Source organism: Salarchaeum japonicum (assembly GCF_020614395.1).
Classification (GTDB): Archaea; Halobacteriota; Halobacteria; order Halobacteriales; family Halobacteriaceae; genus Salarchaeum; species Salarchaeum japonicum.
This window is the reverse complement of sequence record NZ_CP085324.1, coordinates 993,778-1,016,406: the sequence shown is the minus strand read 5'-3', so window position 1 is coordinate 1,016,406 and position 22,629 is coordinate 993,778. Positions and strand designations below refer to the sequence as shown.

At 70.4% G+C, this 22,629-nt stretch carries 20 protein-coding genes; 8 read left to right on the top strand and 12 right to left on the bottom strand.

Going from position 1 to position 22,629, the window contains the following annotated elements:
- Positions 1 to 28 precede the first annotated feature (28 nt).
- The 4 genes from LI334_RS05795 to LI334_RS05780 are packed head-to-tail and all read right to left on the bottom strand — an operon-like array spanning position 29 to position 6,110.
- Positions 29 to 2,023 (bottom strand): hypothetical protein, encoded by a 1,995-nt coding sequence (locus tag LI334_RS05795; RefSeq protein WP_227262223.1) that lies wholly within the window; start codon positions 2,021 to 2,023, stop codon positions 29 to 31.
- Between the two features lie 40 nt (positions 2,024 to 2,063).
- On the bottom strand, positions 2,064 to 4,094 hold the full coding sequence (locus tag LI334_RS05790) for a S9 family peptidase (protein WP_227262222.1): 2,031 nt from the start codon (positions 4,092 to 4,094) through the stop codon (positions 2,064 to 2,066).
- A 56-nt stretch (positions 4,095 to 4,150) separates the two neighbouring features.
- Positions 4,151 to 4,486 carry a hypothetical protein gene (locus tag LI334_RS05785; RefSeq protein ID WP_227262221.1) on the bottom strand — a complete coding sequence of 112 codons (336 nt, stop codon included), beginning with the start codon at positions 4,484 to 4,486 and terminating at the stop codon, positions 4,151 to 4,153.
- A gap of 25 nt (positions 4,487 to 4,511) precedes the next feature.
- On the bottom strand, positions 4,512 to 6,110 hold the full coding sequence (locus tag LI334_RS05780) for a hypothetical protein (protein ID WP_227262220.1): 1,599 nt from the start codon (positions 6,108 to 6,110) through the stop codon (positions 4,512 to 4,514).
- A gap of 105 nt (positions 6,111 to 6,215) precedes the next feature.
- Here LI334_RS05780 and LI334_RS05775 point away from each other — a divergent pair, with 105 nt between their 5' ends.
- From LI334_RS05775 to LI334_RS05760, 4 genes are read left to right on the top strand one after another with little or no spacing between them, the layout of a single operon-like run.
- Positions 6,216 to 8,951 carry a transglutaminase TgpA family protein gene (locus LI334_RS05775; protein WP_227262219.1) on the top strand — a complete coding sequence of 912 codons (2,736 nt, stop codon included), beginning with the start codon at positions 6,216 to 6,218 and terminating at the stop codon, positions 8,949 to 8,951.
- The gene (locus LI334_RS05770; RefSeq protein ID WP_227262218.1) at positions 8,951 to 9,574 is read left to right on the top strand and encodes a DUF7269 family protein; all 624 of its coding nucleotides are present in this window, start codon (positions 8,951 to 8,953) and stop codon (positions 9,572 to 9,574) included. The genes LI334_RS05775 and LI334_RS05770 overlap by 1 nt, the downstream gene beginning before the upstream one ends.
- On the top strand, positions 9,567 to 10,913 hold the full coding sequence (locus LI334_RS05765) for a DUF58 domain-containing protein (protein ID WP_227262217.1): 1,347 nt from the start codon (positions 9,567 to 9,569) through the stop codon (positions 10,911 to 10,913). The genes LI334_RS05770 and LI334_RS05765 overlap by 8 nt, the downstream gene beginning before the upstream one ends.
- The gene (locus LI334_RS05760) at positions 10,910 to 12,514 is read left to right on the top strand and encodes a DUF7519 family protein (protein WP_227262216.1); all 1,605 of its coding nucleotides are present in this window, start codon (positions 10,910 to 10,912) and stop codon (positions 12,512 to 12,514) included. The genes LI334_RS05765 and LI334_RS05760 overlap by 4 nt, the downstream gene beginning before the upstream one ends.
- On the opposite strand, the gene LI334_RS05755 is transcribed toward LI334_RS05760, so the two are convergent.
- From LI334_RS05755 to LI334_RS05745, 3 genes are read right to left on the bottom strand one after another with little or no spacing between them, the layout of a single operon-like run.
- Entirely contained in the window at positions 12,515 to 13,468 is a 954-nt protein-coding gene (locus tag LI334_RS05755) for an AAA family ATPase (protein ID WP_227262215.1), read from the bottom strand.
- Between the two features lie 39 nt (positions 13,469 to 13,507).
- On the bottom strand, positions 13,508 to 14,092 hold the full coding sequence (locus LI334_RS05750) for a flavin reductase family protein (RefSeq protein ID WP_227262214.1): 585 nt from the start codon (positions 14,090 to 14,092) through the stop codon (positions 13,508 to 13,510).
- A gap of 41 nt (positions 14,093 to 14,133) precedes the next feature.
- Positions 14,134 to 15,084, bottom strand: coding sequence for an acetamidase/formamidase family protein (locus LI334_RS05745; protein ID WP_227262213.1), 951 nt, complete (start codon positions 15,082 to 15,084; stop codon positions 14,134 to 14,136).
- 104 nt (positions 15,085 to 15,188) lie between these two features.
- Between LI334_RS05745 and LI334_RS05740 the strand changes: the two genes are divergently transcribed.
- Positions 15,189 to 15,593: a glutaredoxin family protein gene (locus LI334_RS05740; protein WP_227262212.1), complete on the top strand. Its 405-nt coding sequence runs from the start codon at positions 15,189 to 15,191 to the stop codon at positions 15,591 to 15,593.
- 4 nt (positions 15,594 to 15,597) lie between these two features.
- Here the strand turns inward: LI334_RS05740 and LI334_RS05735 are convergent, their stop codons facing one another.
- Genes LI334_RS05735 through LI334_RS05725 form a run of 3 tightly spaced genes read right to left on the bottom strand, consistent with a single transcriptional unit; the run spans position 15,598 to position 17,887 of the window.
- Positions 15,598 to 15,747, bottom strand: a complete 150-nt coding sequence (locus tag LI334_RS05735) for a hypothetical protein (RefSeq protein ID WP_227262211.1) — start codon at positions 15,745 to 15,747, stop codon at positions 15,598 to 15,600.
- Positions 15,748 to 15,795: 48 nt separating this feature from the next.
- The gene (locus LI334_RS05730) at positions 15,796 to 16,614 is read right to left on the bottom strand and encodes an aldo/keto reductase (RefSeq protein ID WP_227262210.1); all 819 of its coding nucleotides are present in this window, start codon (positions 16,612 to 16,614) and stop codon (positions 15,796 to 15,798) included.
- Between the two features lie 46 nt (positions 16,615 to 16,660).
- Complete coding sequence (locus LI334_RS05725) at positions 16,661 to 17,887, bottom strand: digeranylgeranylglycerophospholipid reductase (RefSeq protein WP_227262209.1); 1,227 nt, start codon at positions 17,885 to 17,887, stop codon at positions 16,661 to 16,663.
- Between the two features lie 159 nt (positions 17,888 to 18,046).
- On the opposite strand from LI334_RS05725, the gene LI334_RS05720 reads away from it, so the two are divergent.
- Both LI334_RS05720 and LI334_RS05715 read left to right on the top strand, forming a co-directional pair.
- On the top strand, positions 18,047 to 18,457 hold the full coding sequence (locus tag LI334_RS05720) for a hypothetical protein (RefSeq protein ID WP_227262208.1): 411 nt from the start codon (positions 18,047 to 18,049) through the stop codon (positions 18,455 to 18,457).
- Positions 18,458 to 18,514: 57 nt separating this feature from the next.
- Positions 18,515 to 18,907 (top strand): FAS1-like dehydratase domain-containing protein, encoded by a 393-nt coding sequence (locus tag LI334_RS05715; RefSeq protein WP_227262207.1) that lies wholly within the window; start codon positions 18,515 to 18,517, stop codon positions 18,905 to 18,907.
- A gap of 170 nt (positions 18,908 to 19,077) precedes the next feature.
- Here LI334_RS05715 and LI334_RS05710 read toward each other — a convergent pair whose 3' ends face one another.
- Positions 19,078 to 19,947, bottom strand: a complete 870-nt coding sequence (locus LI334_RS05710) for a 2-oxoacid:ferredoxin oxidoreductase subunit beta (protein WP_227262206.1) — start codon at positions 19,945 to 19,947, stop codon at positions 19,078 to 19,080.
- On the bottom strand, positions 19,944 to 21,686 hold the full coding sequence (locus LI334_RS05705) for a 2-oxoacid:acceptor oxidoreductase subunit alpha (RefSeq protein ID WP_227262205.1): 1,743 nt from the start codon (positions 21,684 to 21,686) through the stop codon (positions 19,944 to 19,946). The genes LI334_RS05710 and LI334_RS05705 overlap by 4 nt, the downstream gene beginning before the upstream one ends.
- A gap of 268 nt (positions 21,687 to 21,954) precedes the next feature.
- On the opposite strand from LI334_RS05705, the gene LI334_RS05700 reads away from it, so the two are divergent.
- Complete coding sequence (locus LI334_RS05700) at positions 21,955 to 22,587, top strand: ferredoxin--NADP reductase (protein ID WP_227262204.1); 633 nt, start codon at positions 21,955 to 21,957, stop codon at positions 22,585 to 22,587.
- Positions 22,588 to 22,629: the final 42 nt, after the last annotated feature.

The following is a 22,629-nucleotide window of genomic DNA, read 5'->3' as shown; positions in this document are numbered from 1 at the left end:
TGGGGTTCGGCGTGGCGTACGGAAGGGTTTACGGCGAGCGGTATCGGTCGGGATGGGTGTCGGTCGGTTCGCGGGTGGCGAGCGCGCGTCGGGCGTTCTCGCGGATGGCTTCCTCGGTGACCGGCGTGCCCGTGAACGGGGTGTCGTTGACCCAGAGCGCGTTCGCGATGTCCGCGTCGAGTTCGACGATGTCGGCCGTGCTGACCGTGGTGGGGAGGCGGACGGTGCGGCCGTCGAGCACGTAGCCCTCGGGGAGGTGGGGGTAGTTGTAGGAGCTGACGCTGCCGAGGCCGTGATGGGCGGCGACGGGGTACCGGACGGTCAGGCGGTGTTCGTCGGGGGCGGTCGAGGTCACGTCGATGTGTATCGGGTAGCCGCCGCCGGCGCGCCGGGAGAGGCTGGCGTAGGGAACGCCGGAGACGCGGACGGCCTCTCGGGGGAGGGCGGCGGCGTCGATGGCGTCCGTGACGGGGAACGCGATGGCGAGCGCGTCGAGGAGGCGGGCGAGCGCGTCCGTTCGGGCGTCGCCGTACGCGAGCGCGGCGACGAGACCGCGGTCGAGGAGGGCGTCGGTGAGCGCGCGCTCGGTGTCGCGGGCGAGGAGGACGCGCGGGGTGAGTGCGCCGGTTCGGAGCGCGTCGCGGCTGGGGTGGGCGGGGTCGGTGTCGAGCACGAGGGCGTCGGCGTCCGTCACGCCGTCGAGCGTGTCGGTGACGGTGACGCGCTCCGGGGGGAGGGCGGCCCAGGCGTCGTCCTCGCGGACGCGGTCGAACGCGTCGCGTCTGTCCGGGTCGTCGCTGACGACGACGATGCGGGTGTCCTCGATTTCGGGCGGAAGGGGGGCGCGAGCGTTCTCGAACGCGGACAGCGGCGTGCGGGCGACGCCGGGGCGGGTGTCGTGGCCGAGCGCGTGCCCGGCGGGGAGGCGGGACTCCGTATCCCGGACGCGAACCGGCACGAGCCGGTCGAGGACGGGCGCGAGGAGTTCCGTTCCCTCGATGTCGTCGGGGAGGACGCCGACGGTCGGCCAGCGCGGGAACACGGCCTCGATGTCGTCGAGGTCTACTTCGAGGTACTCGATGAGGGCGTCCGGGATGGAGGCGTCGTAGAGGTTCTCGGGGTAGAACGGGAGGTCGGGGGCGACGGCGTCGTACTCGATACGCGGGAGGGCGTTGTAGCCGCCGATGCGGGCGAGGGTGTCGAAGAACACTGCGCGGGCGAGCACGCTCTCCACGCTGTCGGCGAGCGGTTCGTTCCGGCCGAGGCGTTCCGTGTAGCCGTTGTCGAGGTGGATGGCGGGGTCGCCGGGTTCGACGGTCGCGCCGAGGTAGTACGCGAGCGGCGCGGCCTCGTACACGTCCGCGTACGTCTCAGAGACGGTGATGGTGACGCCCGTGTCCGGCACCCGGAGGGCGTCCGGAACCCTGAGTTCGTCGCCGGGTTCGAGGGCGGGCGGGTGGCCGCGGAGCGTCGGCCAGGAGCGCTCGGGCGAGAACTCCTTCAGGCTCGTTCCCGCGTACGACACGGCGGTCATGAGCGCGCGCGGGTCGTCCGGGACGGTGATGGTGTGGTTCGGGGCGTTGTGCCTGGAGCGCGCGCCGACGGTGACGGTCGTGTCGCCGTCGAACGTGAGGGTGAGCGGCGCGTCGTTCTCCTCGCGAATCTCGTAGACGCCGGTGAACGGGCCGTCCGCCCGCAGAAACACCTTCATTCCGCACTCGATGTCGAGGACGTACGTGCCGGCGTCGAGCGACCGTTCGGTGTCGCTGAACTCGCCGAGGTGGGTGCCGTCCTCGGTTCGGATGAGCGCGCTCGTGTGCGTGTCGACGACGAGTTCGGTGGTTTCGAACGCGACGGCGTCGTCCACGGGTAGCGGGAAGAGCGCGGGGAGCGCGGAGCGGAGGCTGACGGGGCCGGGAGCCTGCAGGGAGAGCGACGCGTCGGTCACGTCGTCCGTGACGGTGACGGTGCCGTCGCCGGTCGCGTGAAACGACACGAGGTCGGGACGGCGGCGGGGATTCATGCGTCGTGTCAAGCCCCCAGTCGGATTTATGGGTGCCGGTCTAGTGGGTGTCGAACCAGTCCGCGAGCGTCTCCAGGCGGTGGATTGCGCGGTCGGGGTCGCCGATGTTGTGGTGTTCGTTCTGGTAGACGACGAGCTTCGAGTCCACGCCCTGCTTCTTCACGCTGACGTAGAGCTGTTCGGCCTGGGTCGGCGGACACCGCCAGTCCTCCTCGCCCGCGGTGACGAGGAGCGGCGTCTCGACGTTCCCCACGTCGTCGATGGTGGAGATCTCTCTGTACGTGTCCTCGTTCTCCCAGGGGAGGCCGAACTCGTCCTCGTGCCAGAGGTGGTTGTCGTCGGTGCCGAACGTGGAGCGGAAGTCGTAGATGCCGTGTTCGGCGGCCGCGGCGGCGAACGCGTGCGACTTCGTGACGGCGGCGGCGGTGGTGATGCCGCCGTAGGAGAAGCCGGTGAGGTAGCGTTCGTCCGCGTCCACCCAGCCGCGCTCGGTGAGCGCCTCGACGCCGGTGACCACGTCGTCCACTTCGAGGTCGCCGCGGGTGCCGCGGAGGCGTTCCGCGAACTCGCGGCCGTACGACGTGGAGCCTCTGTAGTTGGTGCGGAGGACGACGTAGCCCTCGTTCGTCCAGAAGAGGGTGTCGAAGCGGAACGCGGGGTCGTCGTACGCCATCGGGCCGCCGTGGACGGCGGAGACGACGGGGTGCGGGTCGGGGTCGTCAGGGTCGAAGTCGGGCGGGAGGTAGGCGAGGCCCTCGATGGTGACGCCGTCCGAGTTCTCCCACTCGACGCGCACGCACTCGGGCGTGTGGGCGTCGTCCACGATGTCGGCGTTCACGCGGCTGATGCGGGTGAGCGCGTCGTCGGTGTCGTCGTCGAGCGCGTCCACCGGGAGCGCGTGCACGTCCGCGCCGGTCGCGGGGTCGTCGAGGCGGAAGGCGAGGGTTCCCCCGGAGACGTCGAGGAAGGAGAGCGAGCGGCCGGTTCCCTGCGCGTCGAACACGCGCTCGGGGCTGTCGCGGTCCGCCGCAAGCCGGACGAGCCGGGTGTTCCCCTCGTCGCCGACGAGGCTGACGAGCGTGTCGTCGTCCAGCCAGCGCGGCGCGCCGTCCATGCCGAGCGTGCGGTCGAGCGACCCCGACACGGACGATAGTTCCCCGTCACCGGGATGGAGCACGTACGCCTCCGTCGGCTTGTACCAGTTGTAGGGGTCGCCGCCCGCGACCGCGAGCCGACTGCCGTCGGGCGACCACTCGGGCGCGTTCAGTCGGAGGTGGGCGTCCGTCTCCCGGCGGAGGCCGGTGCCGTCGGGCCGGATGGTGTAGAGGTGGGTGACGTGGGTGTCGTCGGGGTCGTCCTCCTGGTTCGCGACGAACGCGATGCGGTCGCCGTCGGGGCTCCACGCCGGCTGGAGCGGCCACCGCGACCCCTTCTCGGCGTCGAACGCGTCGTCCAGTCGGACGGTCGTGCGGTCGGCAACGTCCACGACGAACAGGTAGGTCGCGACCTCGTCCAGCCAGCCCGTGCCGTTCGCCTTGTGCTGGAGGCGTTCGATTTCGACCGGGCCGTCGTCCTCGCGCTGTTCGAGGTACGCCTCGTCCGCCTCTGTCGGGTCGCGGCCCGCCACGACGAGGCGGTCGCCGTCCGGCCCCCAGTCGAAGTCGCTGACGCCGTAGTCGCGGTCGGTGACCTGCCGGGCGTCCCCGCCGCGCGCGAGGTCGAACACCCACACCTGCGGCCGCGGCCCGTCGCCGCCGACCGGCCCCGAGTCGTCCTCGTCGTCGCGCTCGTTTTCGACGGCGAGTTCGGCGTCCTCGTCGCGTGCGCCGACGAACGCGAGGCGGTCGCCGTCCGGCCCCCACTGGGGGTTCGACGCGTCGGACGCCCGCGTGAGCCGGTAGGGGTCGCGGCTCCCGTCGGTCGGCGCGACGAACAGGGAGGTGCGCGAGTCGTCCTCGGCCTCGTCGAACTCGGTCGCGAGAAACGCCACCCGGTCGCCGTCGGGCGACACCGCGGGCGACGAGGGAACGCTGTAGTCGTAGTACCGCTCCGCCGAGAAGTCGTCAGTCATACGCGTTCCTCGGACACGCCCGCAAAGAGCCTAGGGTCTCCGGAAATCCGGCCGGGTCACTCCACGAGCGTCTCCTCGTCGCCGTGGGAGACCGTGACTTCGTGGCCGGTGTGGCGGGCGTGCGTGCGCGCCCACCGCGTCGCCGGGCGCTCCGCGAGGAAGGAGTCGCGGTTCGGGCACTGCCGGCACTCCACCCGGTACGGCGTCACGCCGTCCGGGAAGTGGCCGGTGTGGCGCTGGTGGTCGAGCGCGAACTGCTCGACCGCCTGGTTGCCCGCCTTCAGTTCGTCGAGTTCGTAGTCGAGAGCCCACTCCTCGCCGCACCGCGAGCACGACACGGTCGGCGTGTCGTCCACCTCGGGGTCGGTGTCGTCCACGTCCGGGAAGTCCATACGCGAGACACTCGCGGCACGCACTTCAGCGTCCGGGGAACGCGTCGCCGTCGTCCTCGATGACGCCGGGGTCGGCGCTCCCGACCGGTTCGGGGTCGTACTCGGGGCCGACGCCCGCCCCGCCCCGGTCGGCGCTGTCGCCGCGTTCGACGGGCGCGCGCTCCTCGCTCTCGGCGTCGCGGTCGGCGCGGTCGAGTTTCCGTTCGACGCGCGCGACCGACCGGGAGAGGCCCGCGCGGTCGTAGTGTTCGCGCGCGGCTTCGAGGTGGATGCGGCGCACGCCCGGGTCGTCGCCCTCCAGCGAGGCTTCCGCCTCGCGCTTCTGCCCGCGGAGGTGCGCGACCGCCTCCCGCCGCCGGATTTCGGGAATCGCGTACTCCGCGAGGTCGTCGAGCGCGTCGTCCACCAGTTCGACAGCGCGGGCGTCCCGGCCCGCCGACGCGTACTGGTTCGCGCGGACGACGCTCCGACTGTAGAGCGGTTCCCAGGCGTCGAGGAAGTCGTGGTCGGCGGCGAGCGCCCGTGCGCGGTCGAACGCGGCGACGGCGCGGTCGTGGTTGCGCGCGCTCCGGTGGCGGTGGCCGACCGCGAGCAGGCGGGCGTACGCCGCACGGCCCGCGACGCCGTCGAGGTCGATGGACTCGGCCACGTCGGCGGCCGCGGCGTGCAGGAGTTCGGGGAAGCGGGCGTCGGTGCGCGCGACCGCGCCCGTCCAGAGGAGGGCGTTCGCGAGCGCGAACGCGAAGTCGTCGTCGGACTCGGTCGCGGCGGCGGCGAGCGCGTCCCGCCACGCCCGCCCGCGCTCCCAGTAGTCGGCGTCGAGCGCCCGCGACTTCGCGTCGCCGTACGCCTCCCGGGTGTCGCGGTGGCGGCGGACGTACTCGCGAGCGCGCTCCAGTCCGGCGGCAGGGACGATGCGGGCGAGCGCGACCGCGTGGAACCGGCCGTCGTCCCGGTCGGCCACGTCGTCGGGCGCGTAGCCGAGGCGCTGGAGGCGGTCGCGGGCGGTCGGCCAGTCCGGCGCGACGGAGACGAGGTCGCAGAGCGCGTCCGCGACGGCTACGTCGCCGATTGCGTCGATTTCGTCGAGGCTGGCGGCGAACGACTCGAACGCGCGGCGGGTGCCGGTGGCGAGGCCGACCCGCGCGACGGCGGCGTGCCGGACGACTGGGTAACGAATGCTGTGCACGGCGTCCGCGGCGTGCTGGCTGGCGTCGGTGACGCCGTCGAGCAAGCGCGCGACGCCCGGCGGGTCGAGGACGAACCCCGCGAGAAACGGGAGGGATTCGGGGGTCGGAACGGCGTTCAGCACGGTCTTCGCGGCCGTCCGGTCGCCGTCGGCGGCGTCCGCGAGCGCGTCGCCGAGGACGGGGCCGGGAAGGCGGAGGGAGACGTGGGCGTCCGGGAACGCGAGGCGGACGCGGGCGAGACGCGTCGGTTCGGGAACGGTGACCGTCCAGTCGTCGCAGGTCGCGCCGGTCGCGGCGTCGAGCGCGGGGGTGTCCGCAGGGAAGTCGAGTCGGTAGCGGCGCTCGCGGTTGTCGCCGCGTTCGTGGTCGCCGAGGACGCGGGTGACGCGCGCGACGGCGTCGCCGGTGCCGACGGTCCAGCGGGAGCGCTCCATCACGCGAGGGGAGGGCGGCCGGGCGTAATAGCCCACCGTCTCGACCGAAGAATTATGCCGGCCCGCGGACGTGTGACGTGTACGTGAAACGAGACGGGGTAGCCGATGGCTGAGGGAACGTCGCTCGGCACGGACGACGGGGGACGGAGCGTCGGGCGCGCGTTGCTCGCGGCCGCGGTGGTCGTCGGCGTCGTGCTCGCGACTGGGGTCGCGCCGGCGTTCGGTTCCGTCGCGGGCGGCGCGCCGCTCGCCAGCCTCCTTCCCGTCGTCGACCCGCCCGCGCAGTCCGGGTCGAGCGGGTCGTCGGGCGGCGGGCTGTCCGGCGGCGGTCTCGGCGCGCTGAACGCCGGGTCGGAGGCGCGCGTCGGCGGCGACCTCGCGTCGAACGACTCCGCGTTCCGGTCGCTGAACGACGAGGTGCACTTCGTCGTGGAGAGCCCGCAGTCCGCGTACTGGCGGACGAACGCGTACACGACCTACACGGGGTCGGGGTGGTCGAGCGACGGCGAGCGCACGGCGTACGACCCGCCGGTCGCGTCCGGTGACGGCGACGCGCTCGCCTACCGGGTGACGCTCCGGCAGGCCGCGACCTCGCTCCCGACGGTGTGGACGCCGCGCACGCTCGACGCGAACACCGACCTCTCGGTGACGCCGACGAACGCCGTCGTCGCGGACTCACGTCTCCCCGCGGGCACGACGTACGCGGGGACGAGCGTGCGGCCGCCGGACGACCCCACGGTTCTGCGGTCGCTCGGCACCGACTACCCCGAGCGCGTCGAATCGACCTACACTCAGCTTCCCGCGGAGTCCCGGGCGGCGCTGACGCCGCTCGTGGACAACCTCACCGCGGGCGCGGAGACGCCGTACGACGCGGCGACGCGCGTGGAGCGCTGGCTCGAATCGAACAAGGAGTACTCGCTGAACGTGACCGAGGAGCTGGACGGCGACATCGCAACCCAGTTCGCCTTCGAGATGGACGCGGGGTACTGCGAGTACTTCGCGACGACGATGACCGCGATGCTGCGGACGCAGGGCATCCCGGCGCGCTACGTCGTCGGGTACTCGACGGGCGAGCAGACCGGCGAGGACGAGTACACGGTTCGCGCGATGAACGCCCACGCCTGGGTCGAGGTCTACTTCCCGGACGCGGGCTGGGTGCGCTTCGACCCGACGCCCGCGAGCGAGCGCCTCGCGCAGGAAGACCAGGCGCTCCGGAACCAGACCGGCTCCGGCTACGAGACCACCACGACGCCGACCACGCAGGAACCGACCGACGACACCACGACGACGCCCGAGAGAACCACCGCGCCTGACGACACAACGACGCCCGACGGCACGACCGACGACACCACGACGTCCGACGGGTCGGGCGACTCGGGCGACGGCTCGCAGTCCGACTCGGGTTCGGACGATTCGGGTTCGGACGACTCGCAGTCCGAGAGCGGGCTGTCGGTGTCGCTGAACCGAACGCCGGTGCCGGGCGCGGCCGTGGAGGTGACGGTTCGGGACGGCGGCGGGCCGCTCGCGGGCGTCGGCGTGACGTTCAACGGCGACCCGGTGGGGGTGACGGACGAGAACGGCACCGTGGTCGGCGTGGTGCCGTACGCGCGGGAGTTGACGGTGCGGACGGAGACGGAGACGGTGGTCGCGGAGACCGAAGACCGGTCGGCGGGGTTCGCGTTCACGTCGGGGAGCGCGTCGCTCCCGGCGACGGCGGCGAACAACTCCTCGACGTACGCGGTGGAGACGAACGCGTCCGTCTCCCTACTGGGGCGGACGGTCACCGGGAACGAGGTGACGGTGGTCGCGGCCGTGGACGGCGTGCCGGTGCGTGACGCCGCGGTGCTCCTCGACGGCGAGCACGTGGCGACGACGAACGACACGGGCCGGGCGCGCGTGACGCTCACGGCGGAACCCGGGAACGCGACCGTTCGCGTGGAACGCGACCCCGTGAACGGTTCCGCGACGGTGGAACTGGAGCGGTTGTCGCTGTCGGGCGAACCGTCGCTCCCGCTCGCGCTTCCGGGGACGGGGGCGACGGTGACGGCGACGCTCGGCGGCGACCCCGTCGGCGGCGTGCCCGTCTTCCTCGACGGCGAGCGCGTCGGCGTGACGGGCGCGGACGGGACGCTCCGCGTGTCGCTCCCGGTCGCGTCCGCGGCGACGGTGCGCGCGTCGGCGTACGGCCAGGAGCGCACGGTGGCGTTCGACTCGCTCTTCCTGCACGCGGGCGGCGTCGCCGTCGGCCTGCTCGCCGTGCTCGCGGGCGGCGTCTACGGACTCAGGCGGTACGGCACGTCGCCCCGCGCCCTGTTCGCGTGGGCCGTGAACGCGGCCGTCGCGGTCGCTCGCGGCGCGGCGAACCTCGTCGTCGCGCTCGCCGGGCGGGCAGTCGCGGCCGTCCAGCGCGCGGTCGATGCGGTCGCGAACGCCGTTCGGGGCCGGCGGTCGCCCCGCGACCTCGCCGCGGCGTTCGCCGCGTGGGTCGCCGCGCTCCGCGAGGACGCCGCCGACCGGGCGCGCGGCGTTCGCGACCGGTTCGGCTCGACCGACGCGAGCGACGAGGCGGAGGTGTCGGCGGCCCAGCGGACGCTGCGGGACGCCTGGCGGGACTTCCTCGCCGCGACCTCGGTTCGGCGGCCGTCCCGGCACACGCCCGGCGAACTCGCGGCGCACGCGGTCGAGCGCGACGACCTGCCCGCGGACGCGGTGCGTGAGGTGCGGGACGCGTTCCGGTCGGTCGAGTACGGCCGCCGCGACCCCGACGACCGACTGCCCGCCGTGGAGGACGCGATGCGGGAGATAGAGGCGGCGCGCCGCGACGACGGGGGTGAGGAGTGATGCGGCTTCGAACCTGGCTCGGCGGAACCGTCGGGCTGGCGTCGCTCGCCGCCGCCTACCTCTACACGCACCGGCCGCGCCTCGTCGAGTCTGTCGCGCCGCTCGCGAACGTGCAGGACGCGCTCGGCGGTGTGGAACCGACGCCGGTGCTCGCGGGACTCGGCGCGCTCCTCACGCTGTACGCGGCGCTCCGCGCGTGGCGGCCGTTCCAGCAGTCGCGAACGCCCGCCGAGGGGTCGGCGGCGGCGCGGTTCGCCGCGTACCGGGAGCGCCCGCCCGAGTTCGTGTACGGCGACGACCGCACGCGAACCGCCGCCGCGATGGACGACACGGTCGCGGACGCCGTGGCCGGGTCGCCGGACGCGCTCACGACGACGCGGGCGGCGTTCCGCAGTACCGCCGTCGCCGTGCTCGAACTGGACGACGGCGTGGACGACGCGGACGCGGCGGTCGCGCAGGGGTCGTGGACGGACGACCGGGTCGCGGCGGCGTTCCTCGCGGACGACGCCTCCTACCCGCTGTTGAGCCGGCTCCGGTCGTGGGTCGACCCCGCGGCCGCCCGGGAGCGCCGGGTGGAGCGCGCGCTCGCCGCCATCGAGGAACGGAGGGAGCGCGATGAGTGACGGCGTTCGCGAGCGCTCCGGCCGGTGGAGCGTCGCGGGCGTCGGCGCGCTCACGCTCGCGGGCGTCGGCTTCCTCTACACCGCGCCGCTCGTCATCGCCGCCGCGGCGATTCCGGCCGCGTTCGCCGCGTACGACGCGCTCACGACCGTTCCGGCGCGGGGACGGGTGCGGGTGGCGCGGTCGTTCGACGCGAGCGCGCCACGGCCAGGCGAGCGCGTCACGGTCACGCTCACGGTGGAGAACACGGGTGACTCGGCGATTCCCGACCTCCGGGTCGTGGACGGCGTGCCGGACGAACTCGCGGTCGCCTCGGGCGCGCCCCGCGTGTCCACCGCGCTCAGCGCGGGCGCGGCGACCACGGCCGAGTACGAGGTGGTGGCGAAGCGCGGAACCTACGAGTTCGACGCGCCGGTCGCTCGGGCGCGGTCGTTCTCCGGCTCGACGGCGGTGACCGTCGATATCGACCCGGACGGCGACACCGAACTCGTCGGCCAGCGCGCGGTGGACGCGCCGCCGATTACGGACTCCACGACGCTCCGCGCGGGCACGCAGACGACCGACCGCGGCGGGAGCGGCCTCGAATTCCACGCGACCCGCGAGTACCAGCACGGCGACCCCGTGAACCGCCTGAACTGGCGGCAGTACGCGAAGACGGGCGAACTCTCGACGGTTGAGTTCCGGGAGGAACACGCCGTTCGCGCCGCGCTCGTCGTGGACGCGCGCACGCCGACCCGGGTCGTGCCGGGGCCGGGCGAACCGACGGGAACCGAACTCGCGGGGTACGTCGGCCGCCGGCTCCACGGCGCGCTGACCGCCGCGAGCATCGACACGGACGTGACCGCCGTCGGCCTCGACGCCTCGCACGGCGCGCCGCTCGGCCCGGACGGCCTCCCCTGGGCGGACGCCGCGGACGGCCGGGAGAGCGCCGCCCTCGTGTTCGAAGCCGTGGAGGCCGCCGCGGACGACACCCCGAGTCCGGACGCCGCCTGGCAGTCCGCGCCGCCGAACGCCGAGTCCTGGGACGCCGCGACGACCGACTGGGTGCCCGAACTCGGCGAGCGCCTCCCGCCGCGCGCCGAAGTACTCGTGGTGTCGCCGTTGCTCGACAACTGGCCCGTGCGCGCCGCGAGCGCGCTCGCCACCCGCGGGTACGGCGTCACCGTCGTCAGTCCCGACGTGGTGTCCGAGTCGTCCGTCGGCGGCCGCCTCGCGCGCGTCCACCGCGACCTGCGGACGCGAACCCTCCGCGAGCGCGACGCGCGCGTCGTGGACTGGAGCCTCGACGACCCGCTCGACACCGTGCTCGACGCCTCACTCTCACACCTCCTCAGCCAATGACTCGACTCACCGACACCACGTGGCGACCGACCCGGGTCGGAACCCTGGTCGTGCTCCTCGGCACGCTCGCGGTCAGTGCCGCGCTCGCCCGACCGCTCGGCCTCGAACCCTCGATAGTGCTCGCGTGGACGGCGGCCGTGCCGTTCGCGCTCGGCCTCTGGCTCGTCGAGCGGGAGCGCTGGCGGCCCGCCGCGCGCTTCCTCGCGGGCGTCGCCGTCCTCCCGCTCGGCGTCGGCGCGACCGTCGGCGCGGTGTACGCGGCCGTCACCCTGTTCGGGTCGCTGTTCCCCCAGCCGACCGCGGCGCAGGTCGCGGAGGCGACGCTCGTCGTGCTCGGCCGGCTCGCCGTCGTCGCCGGTCTCACCGCCGCGGCGCTCGGCGCGACCGTGAGCGTCGGCGACCTCGCAGACCGCGCGAGCCTCCGGCGGTTCTCGAAGGTCGCCGGACGCACCGCGTTCGTCGCCATCGCTGCCGCTGGAGCGCTCGTCGCGCTCGCCGTCGTCGGCCACACCGAAATCGGCGGTCTCCAGGGAACCGTCGGCGACGCCGCGTCCGGAGTCGCGTCGGCGCTCGAACGCGAACTCCTCGCGCCCGACGCCGGGACGCCGCACGTGTTCTCGTTCGCGGCGCTCGTCGTTCTCTCGTCCCTGACGGTCGCGGGCGCGCTCCGCTCGCTCCCCGTCGCGGAACTCCTCGACGCCCCGGCGTCGGTGACCGCGGTTCGGCGCGCGCTCTACCAGGTCACGCTCGCCGGTATCGTCCTGCTCGTCGCGGGCACGCTCACCCGGTTCGCCATCTCGCCGGCCCGCCTCCGGCGCGTTCTCCCCGCGGCCGCCTACGACGCGCTGGTCGCTGTCACGACGCTCGGCGTCCTCAGGACCGCGCTCGTCGCGGCGGCCGTCGCGGGCCTCGCGGGCGTGCTCGTCGGCTGGCTGTTCCGCCGGCTCGCCCGGGCGTCCGCGGGAACGGCGGCCGTGCGGCACGCGCCGACCGTCGCCGGCGGCGCGCTCGTCGCCGGCACGTTCGCCGTGCACGCCCCGCTCGTGGACGAACTCCACGGGTTCGTGCTCTCCCAGGTGCCGTACACGGTCGCCGGCACGGTGCGCGAGCAGTCGGGCGCGATACTCTCCTATTACGGGACGTTCACCGCCGCCGCCGTCCTGCTCGCGGTCGTGCTCGTCGCCGCCACCGCGACGCTCGTCGCCGCCCGGGTCGGCGTCGGCCTCCGGATTCTCCCCGTGGACACGTTCGGGCCCGCGCTCGCCGCGGCCGGCCTGTTCGTCGCCGCCGCGTTCGCCGGCACCACGGACGCCGTCACGCCCCTGCGGTTTCTCGCGTGCGTCGTCGCCGCGCTCGTCGTCTGGGACGCCGGCGAGTACGCTACGCAGCTGGGGGACGAAATCGGCCGCCACGTGTCCACCGCGGGCGTCGAGGGCGTCCACCTCGTCGGCACGCTCCTCGTCGGCGTCGCCGCCGCGGCGCTCGCCGTCGCCGTCGCGAACTACGGCACCGCGATGGCCTTCGCGAACCCGAACGCGCTCCCCGTCGCCGTCGTCGGAAGCGGCGTCGCCCTGCTCGCGCTCGTGTTCGCGCTCAAGTAATCAGTCCGCGACCGCCGGCACGTCCAGACCGTCGAGCACGTCCGTGATTACGTCCGCGCGGTCGACGCCGCGGACGTTCGCCTCCGCGGTGAGGACGAGGCGGTGCTGGAGCGCGGGCCCCGCGACCCGCTTCACGTCGTCCGGCACGACGTAGTCGCGGCCCTGCACGACCGCCGCGCCCCGGGACGCCTCGAACAGCTTCTGGATGCCGCGCGGGCTGACGCCCACGTCCACGCGGTCGTCCTCGCGCGTGCGCCGCCCGAGTTCCACCACGTAGTCCCGGAGGCGCTCTTCCATATCTACCGTCTCGACGGTCGCCTGAATCTCCCGAACGGTCTCCGGGTCGAGCACGCGCCCGACGGTCGGAATCTGGGTGTCGCGCTCCGCGCGGCGGTCGATGAGTTCGCGCTCGCCCGCGAAGTCCGGGTAGCCCATGTCGGTCTTCACCATGAAGCGGTCGCGCTGGGCCTCGGGGAGGCCGAACGTCCCCTCCTGCTCGACGGGATTCTGCGTCGCGATGACGAAAAAGGGCTCGGGGAGGTCGTGGGTCGTGCCGTCCACGGACACCTGCCCCTCGCCCATCGCTTCGAGGAGCGCGGCCTGCGTCTTCGGCGGCGCGCGGTTGATTTCGTCCGCCAGCACGACGTTCGCGAACAGCGGCCCGGGGCTGAACGAGAACTCGCCCGTGGACTCGTTGTAGATGTTCGACCCCGTGATGTCCGCGGGGAGGAGGTCGGGCGTGAACTGGATGCGGGAGAAGTCGAGGCCGAGCGCGGTGGCGAAACTCCGCGCAGTGAGCGTCTTCCCGGTGCCGGGCACGTCTTCGAGGAGGACGTGGCCGTCCGCGACGAGACTGGTGACGACGAGTTCGAGGAACTCCTCGCGGGTGACGACCGCGCCGCTCACCTCGTCGAGGACGTCGCGCAGTCGAGAGGCCGCCTCTGCGTGTTGCATACAGGAAGGGGCGACCCCGGGAGTAAATACGTGTCGCCGCTACGGGGGGCGTTCGAGCGAGAACCGGTCTCGCGTGTAGGAGTAGAAACTCCCCGCGAGTCGGCCGACCGCGTCGAGTTCGCGCACGTCCAGTTCGCCGTCGGGCGCGAGCGCGTCGTCCACGTGCACGTACTCCACCTCGCCGACGACGAGCACGGAGTCGCCGACGCGGAGCGTGTCGTACAGCGAGCACTCGAAGTTCACCGGGGACTCCGCCACCCGCGGCGGCCGTACGCGCTCCGACTCGACGCGCGTCACGCCCGCGTGCTCGAACTCGGACTCGTCGGCGCGCAGGGTCGCGCTCGTCTCGTTCATCGCCTCCACCGACTCGCCCGTGACGACGTTCACCACGAACTCCTCCGTCTCCCGGACGTTCCGCGTCGTGTCCTTCGAACGCTCGTCCGTGTCCAGCGGCGAGAACATCACCGTCGGCGGCTCCACCGATACGACGTTGAAGAAACTGTACGGCGCGAGGTTGTCCACCCCGTCCGCGCTCGTCGAGGACACCCACGCGATGGGACGCGGCACCACCGCCCCCGAGAGCGTCCGGTACATCGACCCCACCTCGTCCGGCGCGTACTCCATACCCCGAGCACTCGCCCGCCCGACGAGTCCCTTTCGACTCGCTACGGGAAGATAGACTCCGGCACGTACGCCGTGACCGTCCAGTTGGGGGCGTCCACGACCTCGCTGATTTTGAGGTCGACGATGGCGGAGCAGAGGATGTAGGCCTCGCCGCGGGTGAGGCCGCGTTCGGCTTCGAGGTGGTCTATCATGTGTCGAATCGCCTTCTTCGTGGCGACCATGAGGTCGTCGGCGATGCCGGTGGTGGCGTACATCGGTTCGTCCGCGCCGGTCGGCGTGTACGGGTGGTCGCTCTCGAACTGGGGCTGAGAGATGTCCATGTCCGTGCGGACGTCGAAGCGCGCGGTGACGAACATCGGGGCTTCGATGCCGGTCACGCAGACTTCGCCGTCGCCCTGCGCTGCGTGACAGTCGCCGGTGGAGAACAGCGCGCCCGCGACCTCGACGGGGAGGTAGACGGTGGAGCCGGCGGTCATGTGTTTTACGTCCATGTTCCCGCCCACGTCGCGCGGCGGGAGGGTGTCGTGTTCGCCGTCTGCGGCGGGCGCGTTCCCGATGGTGCCCGGGAACGGGTGGAGCGGGACTTCGATGTCGTTCACGAAGTGGCCGGTGTCGCCGTCGAGCTCCCAGGCGTGATAGCCGGACTCCTCGAAGTCCTCGGGGAGCAGGCCGAGGCCCATGTCGCCCGGCATGAAGCCCGTGTACCCCCAGCCCTTGTGTTCGAGGTTAAGGAGTTCGACCGCCAGTACGTCCCCGGGTTCCGCGCCCTCGACGTAGACGGGGCCGGTGAGCGGGTGGACAGGGTCGAAGCTCACCTCGCCGAACTCCGCGGCGGTCGTCTCCATGTCCACCTGGCCGTCCACGGCGTCCCGGCACTCGAAGCGCACCACCTCGCCGGGTTCGACGGTGAGAATCGGGTCGAGGGAGTTGTCCCACGCGTTGTGGATGTTCTCGTCGTCGTCGCTCAGCTCGTAATCCACGCTGTATGCCATACGTCCACGAACGACACGAATCGGCTTAAGGATAGGTGCCGCGAGCGCCGGCGGGGGTGTGGGGTGACGCAACGCCTTTGCCCCTCGACACCCACCACTCGGGTATGACGTTCGACCCCGCCGACGAGGGCCTCGACGCCGACGAAGTCCGGGAGCTCGTGGACGAAACCATCGAGAACAACGAAATCGTGCTGTTCATGAAGGGCACGCCGATGATGCCCCAGTGCGGGTTCTCGAAGCGCGCCGTCGGCCTCATCACCAAGTACCGCGAGGACGTGGAGACCGTGGACGTGCTCCAGAACCTGGAGGCGTTCCGCGCCGCGCTCGAAGACCACTCCGGCTGGGAGACCATCCCCCAGACGTACGTCGAGGGCGAGTTCGTCGGCGGGAGCGACATCCTCGCCGAACTCGACGAACGCGGCGACCTCGCCGAGACGCTGAACGCCGAAGACGTCGAGGTGGACGCGAGCGACGACGCCGACGACCAGACCGTCGAATCCCCGTTCTGACGAACTACCGTTCTTCCTCCGACTCCGGCACTGCCCGCCGTCCGGCCCGATAGCGTTCACGCGCGACGCCGAGAAGCGAGTACACGACGAAGAGAACGACGACGACGGCGGCGAGCGCGAGTGCCGTGACCGCCAGCGTTTCGACGACTGCCATACCGACGGCTAGGCGCTCGAAAAACAAAAAGCCGGAGGCGAGTACCCGCTAGTTCCAGGGCGCGAAGTCGGGGTCGACCTCGCGTTCGAGGCGGTCGATGCCGTCGATCTTCTCCACGTCTTCGGGGTCGAGGCTGACGCCGAGGCTCTCCCAGTTGTCCCGGATGTGTGCTTCGCTCGTAGCTTTCGGGATGGTGGTGACGCCCTTTTCGCGCGCCCACGCCAGCGCGACCTGCGCGGCGCTCGCGTCGTGTTTCTCCGCGACTTCCGCGATGGTGTCGTCGTCGAAGACTTCGCCGCGGGCGAGCGGGCTGTACCCGACGAGTTCGATGTCGTGTTCGTCGGCGTACTCCCGGAGTTCCGTCTGGGGGAGGAAGGGGTGGAGTTCGACCTGGTTCGCGAACAGCGGCGCGTCGAGGACTTCTCGGGCCTCGTCGAGGTGGCGGGGTTCGAAGTTCGACACGCCGATGTGTTCTATCTTCCCCTCGTCGTAGAGTTCGTCGAACGCGGAGAGGGTGTCCGCGGCGTCGTACTCGTTCGCCGGCCAGTGGACGTAGAGCAGGTCGACGTAGTCCGTGCCGAGTTTGTCGAGGCTTTCCTCGAAGCTTTCGAGGACGTCGTCGTGGGAGAGTTCGCTCGTCCAGATTTTCGTCGCGAGGAACACGTCGTCGCGGGCCACGTCGGCCTGTTCGATGCCGTCGCCGACCGCGTCCTCGTTCCCGTAAATCTGGGCGGTGTCCACGTGCCGGTAGCCCATGTCGAGCGCGGTCTGCACTGACTGCGCGCACTGCGCGGGGTCTTCGTTCTGCCAGGTGCCGATACCGAGGACGGGCATACCGCTCTTCCGGGGGTAGTCGAATTCAGGCATATCTGTTGGATGTGGCGGAACGGGAAAAGACGTTTTGGTAGCGGCGCTACAGGTAGTGTTCGGTGGCGAGGCGCTTGAGGAGGGAGAGGTCGTCGAAGTGGAGGAGTTTCGCGATGGCGAGCGGGTTCCCGCCGTTCGCGTCCGCGAGCGTGTCCATGTTCGCGTCCTTCACGTCGCGGAGGAGGCGGTCGTAACGGTCGTTGTCCGCGAGGTAGAGCAATCGCGTCATCGCGAGGCGGCGCTTCGCCTGGGGCGCGACGTTCTGATGCCAGAGGTCGGCGTACGTCTCCATCGCCGCCTTCGACGTGTCAACGGTGCCGGTGAGACAGCGGTCGGCGGTGATGGCGGCGGCGCGCGCGGACTTCATGCCCTTGTGGATACCCTCGCCCCAGAGCGGGTCGATGGTCGGGACGGTGTCCCCGATGGCCATGAAGGAGTCCGTGCAGAGCTGGCCGGGCTCCTGGATGTGCGCGGAGCCGCGGTGTTGCTTGCCCTCCAGTTTCGTCGCGTTCTCGAACCGGGGGTCGTTGTCGAGCCAGTAGTCGAGGTAGCCGTCGATACTCAGTCCCTCCTTCCCGCGCTCCTGGTAGGACTCGTTCTGGATGTAGCACAGCCCGACCTTCGCCGTGTCCTCGCCGGTGTGGAATATCCAGGAGTAGCCGCCGGGCGCGAGGTCGTGGTCGAGACGGAGCATCATCGCGTCGTGGAGGTCGGCGTAGTCGGGGTGATCGACCTCGACGCCCTCCATCTCCCACTCGATGCCGATGGCCTGGTTGTGTCGTTCCAGGTCGCTGACGCCGAGCTGTTTCGCGAGCGGCGCGGCGGGGCCGGTCGCGTCGATGACGATGTCCGCATAGACTTCCTCGTCGCCGCTGTACTCGACGCCCACGACCTCGCCGTCCTCCGTGATGGGTTTCGAGACCCGGGAGCCGAAGCGGTACTCCGCGCCGTGCTCCCTGCCTTCCCTGACGAGGAAGCGCTTGAAGTCCGCGAACTCCAGGACTGCGCCGGGTTGTTGCTGGACGAAGTGCTCGTTCGGGGATTCGAGGACGACGGTGTCGGTGAACTGCATCACCATGTCGTCGGGAATCCCGAACGCACCCATCATGGAGGGGAAGGTTCCCGCGGTGGACTTGTTCGACTGTCGCGGGAACTCGTCTTCGGGTTCGGTTTCGAGGACGAGAACGTCGTAATCGCGTTGCGCCAGGTCGCGCGCGCACTGCGCGCCCGCCGGCCCCGCCCCCGCGATTACCACGTCGAAACGCTCAGACATACCCCAAAAAATCCCCGTCGCGCTAATCAACCTTTCCGAATACGCACGCAGAACGCCCGTATTCCGACGTTTCCCGGAGAACAGAAGGAGCGAGTGAGCGCACGCAGAGAAATCTTCTCGTCGGTAAACGTTAATACAAGAGAACGTATAGCGTGGCGCATGTCCGGGATGACGGTGCACCGGCGCGTCGCGGATCGACGGGCGATAGCCGCCGGCGCGCTGGTGCAGGCGTTCGCGCTCGCCGCCCTCTACCTCCTCGTCGCACCGTACTACCTCTACGGGATTGCCCCCATCGCCGTCGGGGCGTTCGTCGGCGTCATCAGTCGCGCGTTCGAGACAGAGGGCGTTGACGGCGCGGCCGCCGTCGGTCTCGGGTCGTTCCTCGGCGTGTTCGTCGTCGGCATCATCTTCTGGCTGAACTCGCCGTTCACGGTGACGCAGACCGTCGACATCCTGTTCGTCTACGGTGCGTGGACGACGTTCGGCGTCATCTGCTTCGCGCCTATCGCGGCGCTCATGGGCGGCGTCACCGCGCAGGTCATCGCCGGCTACGGCGGACGCGCACTATAAGAACCGAGCGGCTCGCAGAACCGACACGAACGTCCGACTCGACTCCCTCTCGTTCGTATGGACGTGAGTCTGCCGCCCGAGGAGGGGGATACGTACACGTACGAGCGAACGTTCACCACCGAGGAGGTGGAGTCGTTCGCGGAGCTCTCGCACGACGACCAGCCAGTTCACAGCGTGCCCGACGACGAGGGGCGACTGATGGTGCAGGGACTCCTCACCGCGACGCTCCCGACCGCCATCGGCTCCGCGCTCGGCGTGCTCGCCTACCACATGGACAACCACTTCCACAGACCAGTGTACACGGGCGAACCGATCACCTGTGAGACCACGCTCACCGACGTGGAAGAACGCGACGACCGCTACGACATCCGCGGCGAAAACGTCTGCACGAACGCTGACGGCGAGGAAGTTCTCACCGGCTCCTTCGAGGGCGTCGTCTGGAAAGAGTAGCGCCGCGTCGGCGGCCACTAAACTGAGACACCACGAACGCGCTCGCCCGGAGTAACCATCGAGTCGCTGTTGGAAGACGAATAGAACGAGTCGTCTGTCGGCGCTCTCCGATGCGCCGTTCACCGGTCGCCGGAGGCGACCGGCCTTTTTCCCTCCAGTAAAACGGTGGGTTAGTAGAACTCGCGGACGAGGTCCATCGCGCCGTCGGGCGCGCCGTCGGTGTCGATGTCGGCCATGTTGCCTTCGACGCCGTGTGCCTGTTCGTAGGACTGCGCGTCGTCGTCCTGGTAGAGGACGCCCATGTACTCCTTCTCGCTGTCGAGGATTTTGTCCTTCGCCTGCTCGCGGTCGCTCGGGTCGTAGTCCTCCTCTTCGCCGAGGTCGACGAGGCTGTCGCGGAAGTAGTCGTAGGTGTCCACGTCGTTGAACGTCACGCACGGGCTGAACGTGTTCACGAGGCTGAAGCCGTCGTGGTTGATGGCTTCCTCGATGATTTCGGTGTGGCGCTGGGCGTGACTGCTGAAGGACTGCGCGATGAAGCTCCCGCCGGCGGACAGCGCGAGCGCGAGCGGGTTGACCGGCGGCTGTTTGGAGCCTTCGGGCGTGGTCGCGGTCTCGAAGTCAGACCGGCTGGTCGGGGACGCCTGACCCTTGGTGAGGCCGTAGATGCGGTTGTCCATCACGACGTACGTGATGTCGATGTTCCGGCGGACGGCGTGGATGAAGTGGCCGACGCCGATGCTGTAGCCGTCGCCGTCGCCGCCCGCGACCATCACTTCGAGGTCGGGGTTGGCGAGTTTGACGCCCGTGCCGACGGGGAGCGCGCGACCGTGGACGCCGTGGAGCGCGTACGAGCGCATGTACGTCCCGATCTTCCCGGAACACCCGATACCCGCGACGACGAACGTGTCGTCGGGCGAGTTTCCGGTGTTCGCGAGGGCTTTCATCATGCCGTTCATCGTGCCGAAGTCGCCACACCCGGGACACCAGGTGGGCTGCTTGTCGGACTTGAAGTCGGTGAATCTGACGTTGGAGCTCATGCTAGTTCCTCCTGGATGTCGTCGGCGAGTTCGTCCGCCTTGAACTGGACGCCGTTGTACTTGTTCACACGCTTCACGCGGGTAAGCGTGTCGTGCTCGACGAGGTCGGCGAACTGCCCGGTCGCGTTACACTCGACGACGACGACTTCCTCGGCGGCCTCGATGTCCTCGGTGAGGTCGGGCCGCGGGAAGATGTAGGGGACGGAGAGCAGGCGCACGTCCACGTCCTCCTGGTCGAGGTAGTCCATCGCCTCGATGAGCGTTCCCTCGTTCGACCCCCACGAGATGACGAGGTTGTCGGAGTCGGGGTTGCCGAACTCGCGGTAGGAGAAGTCCTCTTCTTCCTCCGCGGTGGTGACTTTCTGCTGGCGCTTATCGACCTGTTCGACGCGCACGTCCACGTCCTCGGTACGGCGGCCGAGTTCGTCGTGTTCGAGGCCCGTGCTCATGTGCACGCCGCCCTCCGTGCCGGGGAAGGCGCGGGGGCTGACGCCGTCGGCGGTGACGGCGTGGGGCTTGAACTGGTCTTTCTCGTTCTGCCACTTCGAAATCTCGTCCTCGTCCACGACCTTCCCGCGGTCGATTTCGACCGCGTCCATGTCGAACTTCTCGGGTTCGAACGTCTGCTCGGTGACCGCCATCGCGAGGTCGGCGGTGAGGTAGACGGGCGTCTGGTACTTCTCCGCGAGGTTGAACGCCTCGATGGTCTTCCAGAAGCACTCCGCGACCGTGGTGGGCGCGAGGACGAACCGCGGAATCTCGCCGTGCCCGCCGTACAGCATCTGGTTGAGGTCGCCCTGCTCCTGCTTCGTCGGCATCCCCGTGCTGGGGCCGGAGCGCATGACGTTCGTGATGACGAGCGGCGTCTCCGAGGTGGCGACGAGTCCGAACGTCTCCGTCATCAGGTCGATACCGGGGCCGGAGGTCGCGGTCATCGAGCGAGCGCCGGCGCGCGCGGCACCGAGCGCCATGTTGATGGCGGCGAGTTCGTCCTCGGCCTGGACGACGTGCCCGCCGAAGTTCTCGATGCGGCCCTTGAGGTACGTCATCACGTCCGTCGCGGGCGTGATGGGGTAGCCGGCGTAGAACTTACACCCGGCGGCGATCGCGCCCATCCCGATGGCTTCGTCGCCGTTCAGGAGGACGTAGTCGTTGTCCGTGGTTTCGAGGTCGAAGTCGAACGCGAGGTCGAACTCCTCCTCGACGTACTCCGCGCCGAGACGCGCGGCTTCCTTGTTGTTCTCGACGATCTTCTCGCCCTTCCCGCCGAACTTCTTTTCGAGGGATTCGTCGAGGTTCTCGATGGGGAAGTCCGCGACCTCGCAGACCGCGCCGAGCGCGACGATGTTGCGCATGATGGCGCCGCCGGCGTCCTCAGCAAGCGACTTGAGGGGGACGTCGAGGCCCGTGACGTCGTCGGGGGCTTCGAAGTCGGAGAACTCGGTGCGCTCGCCGTCATAGATGATGACGCTGCCGTCGTGGAGTTCGTCGAGGTTCTCGTCGACGGTGCGTTCGGTGAGCGCGATGAGGACGTCGAGGCGGTCCACGACGCTGCGGACCTTGTCGACGGACGTTCGTACCTTGTATGCGGTGTAGCCACCTCGAATGCGGGACGCGAAGTCCTTCGAGGTGAAGACGTGCCGGCCGGCGCGCGAGAGCGCCTGTGCGAATATCTTGCCGGTGGAGTCGATTCCATCGCCGGCTTCCCCGCCGATGGCCCAGTTCAGGTCCTCGTGCATGTGGTGTAGGCTTCCGAATCGCCCGGCAAAAAGCCTTCTGAACCCGGTGGGCGTCGCGAAAACGAGGTTCGTGTGGATTCGACAACGATTACTGAACGCCCGTTCGTGTTTCTCGCTCGAACCGTCCGGTCTCCGGCCGGTCTGCGAGTCGAAATACCGTTTCGGCCCGAGCGACGAGACGACGCCCGGGGCGGTCGGTGGAGTCGCGGACTCCGGCCGACGTAACCACTAACACAACTGCTTTCCCCCGGCCACGGCAACCACGGGTATGGACACGACGGACGTGACGGTTCGCGCGGTTCGCGCGGTCGGCCCCGACACCATCGCCATCCAGGTGGACGCGCCCGCGGACTTCGACGCGAAACCCGGGCAGTTCGTACAGCTCGCGGTCACCGTTGACGGAAACGAGGAAGCCCGCCACTACACGCTCTCCTCGCCGGACGCGGACGACCTCCTCGAAGTCACGGTCGGCGTCGACCCCGACGGCACGGTCGGCCCCTACCTCGAAGCGCTCGAACCCGGCGACACCGTCGGTATCAACGGCCCGTTCGGTCACGCGTTCTACGAGGGCGAGCCCGCGGTGACGCTCGTCGTCGGCGGCCCGGGCGTCGGCCCCGCGGTCGGCATCGCGGAGCGCGTCCTCCAGAACGGCGGCGACGTGGCGGTCGTCTACCTCGACGACGCGCACGCGCACACCGACCGCCTCGCGAGCCTCGCCGACCACGGCGCGGACGTGTTCCTCGTCGGGGACGACGTGGAACCCGCGGTGGACGCCGCGCTCTCCGCGGTCGGCGGCCAGGTGTTCGTCTACGGGTTCAGCGAGTTCGTGCGGGAGGTCGCCGACCTCCTCGAAGCGCGCGGCATCGAGTCCGACGACGCGAAAATCGAGTCGTTCGGGTAGCCGCGGGGAACGAGTTTAAGTTTTCTCCGACCGTCCGTCCAC

Coding starts and splice junctions, on each gene's coding strand:
- LI334_RS05715 (WP_227262207.1), top strand. CDS start 18,515: ATGGACGTGAGTCTGCCGCCCGAGGAGGGGGATACGTACACGTACGAG.
- LI334_RS05795 (WP_227262223.1), bottom strand. CDS start 2,023: ATGAATCCCCGCCGCCGTCCCGACCTCGTGTCGTTTCACGCGACCGGC.
- LI334_RS05725 (WP_227262209.1), bottom strand. CDS start 17,887: ATGTCTGAGCGTTTCGACGTGGTAATCGCGGGGGCGGGGCCGGCGGGC.
- LI334_RS05710 (WP_227262206.1), bottom strand. CDS start 19,947: ATGAGCTCCAACGTCAGATTCACCGACTTCAAGTCCGACAAGCAGCCC.
- LI334_RS05735 (WP_227262211.1), bottom strand. CDS start 15,747: ATGGCAGTCGTCGAAACGCTGGCGGTCACGGCACTCGCGCTCGCCGCC.
- LI334_RS05780 (WP_227262220.1), bottom strand. CDS start 6,110: ATGGAGCGCTCCCGCTGGACCGTCGGCACCGGCGACGCCGTCGCGCGC.
- LI334_RS05775 (WP_227262219.1), top strand. CDS start 6,216: ATGGCTGAGGGAACGTCGCTCGGCACGGACGACGGGGGACGGAGCGTC.
- LI334_RS05740 (WP_227262212.1), top strand. CDS start 15,189: ATGACGTTCGACCCCGCCGACGAGGGCCTCGACGCCGACGAAGTCCGG.
- LI334_RS05745 (WP_227262213.1), bottom strand. CDS start 15,084: ATGGCATACAGCGTGGATTACGAGCTGAGCGACGACGACGAGAACATC.
- LI334_RS05750 (WP_227262214.1), bottom strand. CDS start 14,092: ATGGAGTACGCGCCGGACGAGGTGGGGTCGATGTACCGGACGCTCTCG.
- LI334_RS05765 (WP_227262217.1), top strand. CDS start 9,567: ATGAGTGACGGCGTTCGCGAGCGCTCCGGCCGGTGGAGCGTCGCGGGC.
- LI334_RS05730 (WP_227262210.1), bottom strand. CDS start 16,614: ATGCCTGAATTCGACTACCCCCGGAAGAGCGGTATGCCCGTCCTCGGT.
- LI334_RS05790 (WP_227262222.1), bottom strand. CDS start 4,094: ATGACTGACGACTTCTCGGCGGAGCGGTACTACGACTACAGCGTTCCC.
- LI334_RS05705 (WP_227262205.1), bottom strand. CDS start 21,686: ATGCACGAGGACCTGAACTGGGCCATCGGCGGGGAAGCCGGCGATGGA.
- LI334_RS05760 (WP_227262216.1), top strand. CDS start 10,910: ATGACTCGACTCACCGACACCACGTGGCGACCGACCCGGGTCGGAACC.
- LI334_RS05720 (WP_227262208.1), top strand. CDS start 18,047: ATGTCCGGGATGACGGTGCACCGGCGCGTCGCGGATCGACGGGCGATA.
- LI334_RS05700 (WP_227262204.1), top strand. CDS start 21,955: ATGGACACGACGGACGTGACGGTTCGCGCGGTTCGCGCGGTCGGCCCC.
- LI334_RS05755 (WP_227262215.1), bottom strand. CDS start 13,468: ATGCAACACGCAGAGGCGGCCTCTCGACTGCGCGACGTCCTCGACGAG.
- LI334_RS05785 (WP_227262221.1), bottom strand. CDS start 4,486: ATGGACTTCCCGGACGTGGACGACACCGACCCCGAGGTGGACGACACG.
- LI334_RS05770 (WP_227262218.1), top strand. CDS start 8,951: ATGCGGCTTCGAACCTGGCTCGGCGGAACCGTCGGGCTGGCGTCGCTC.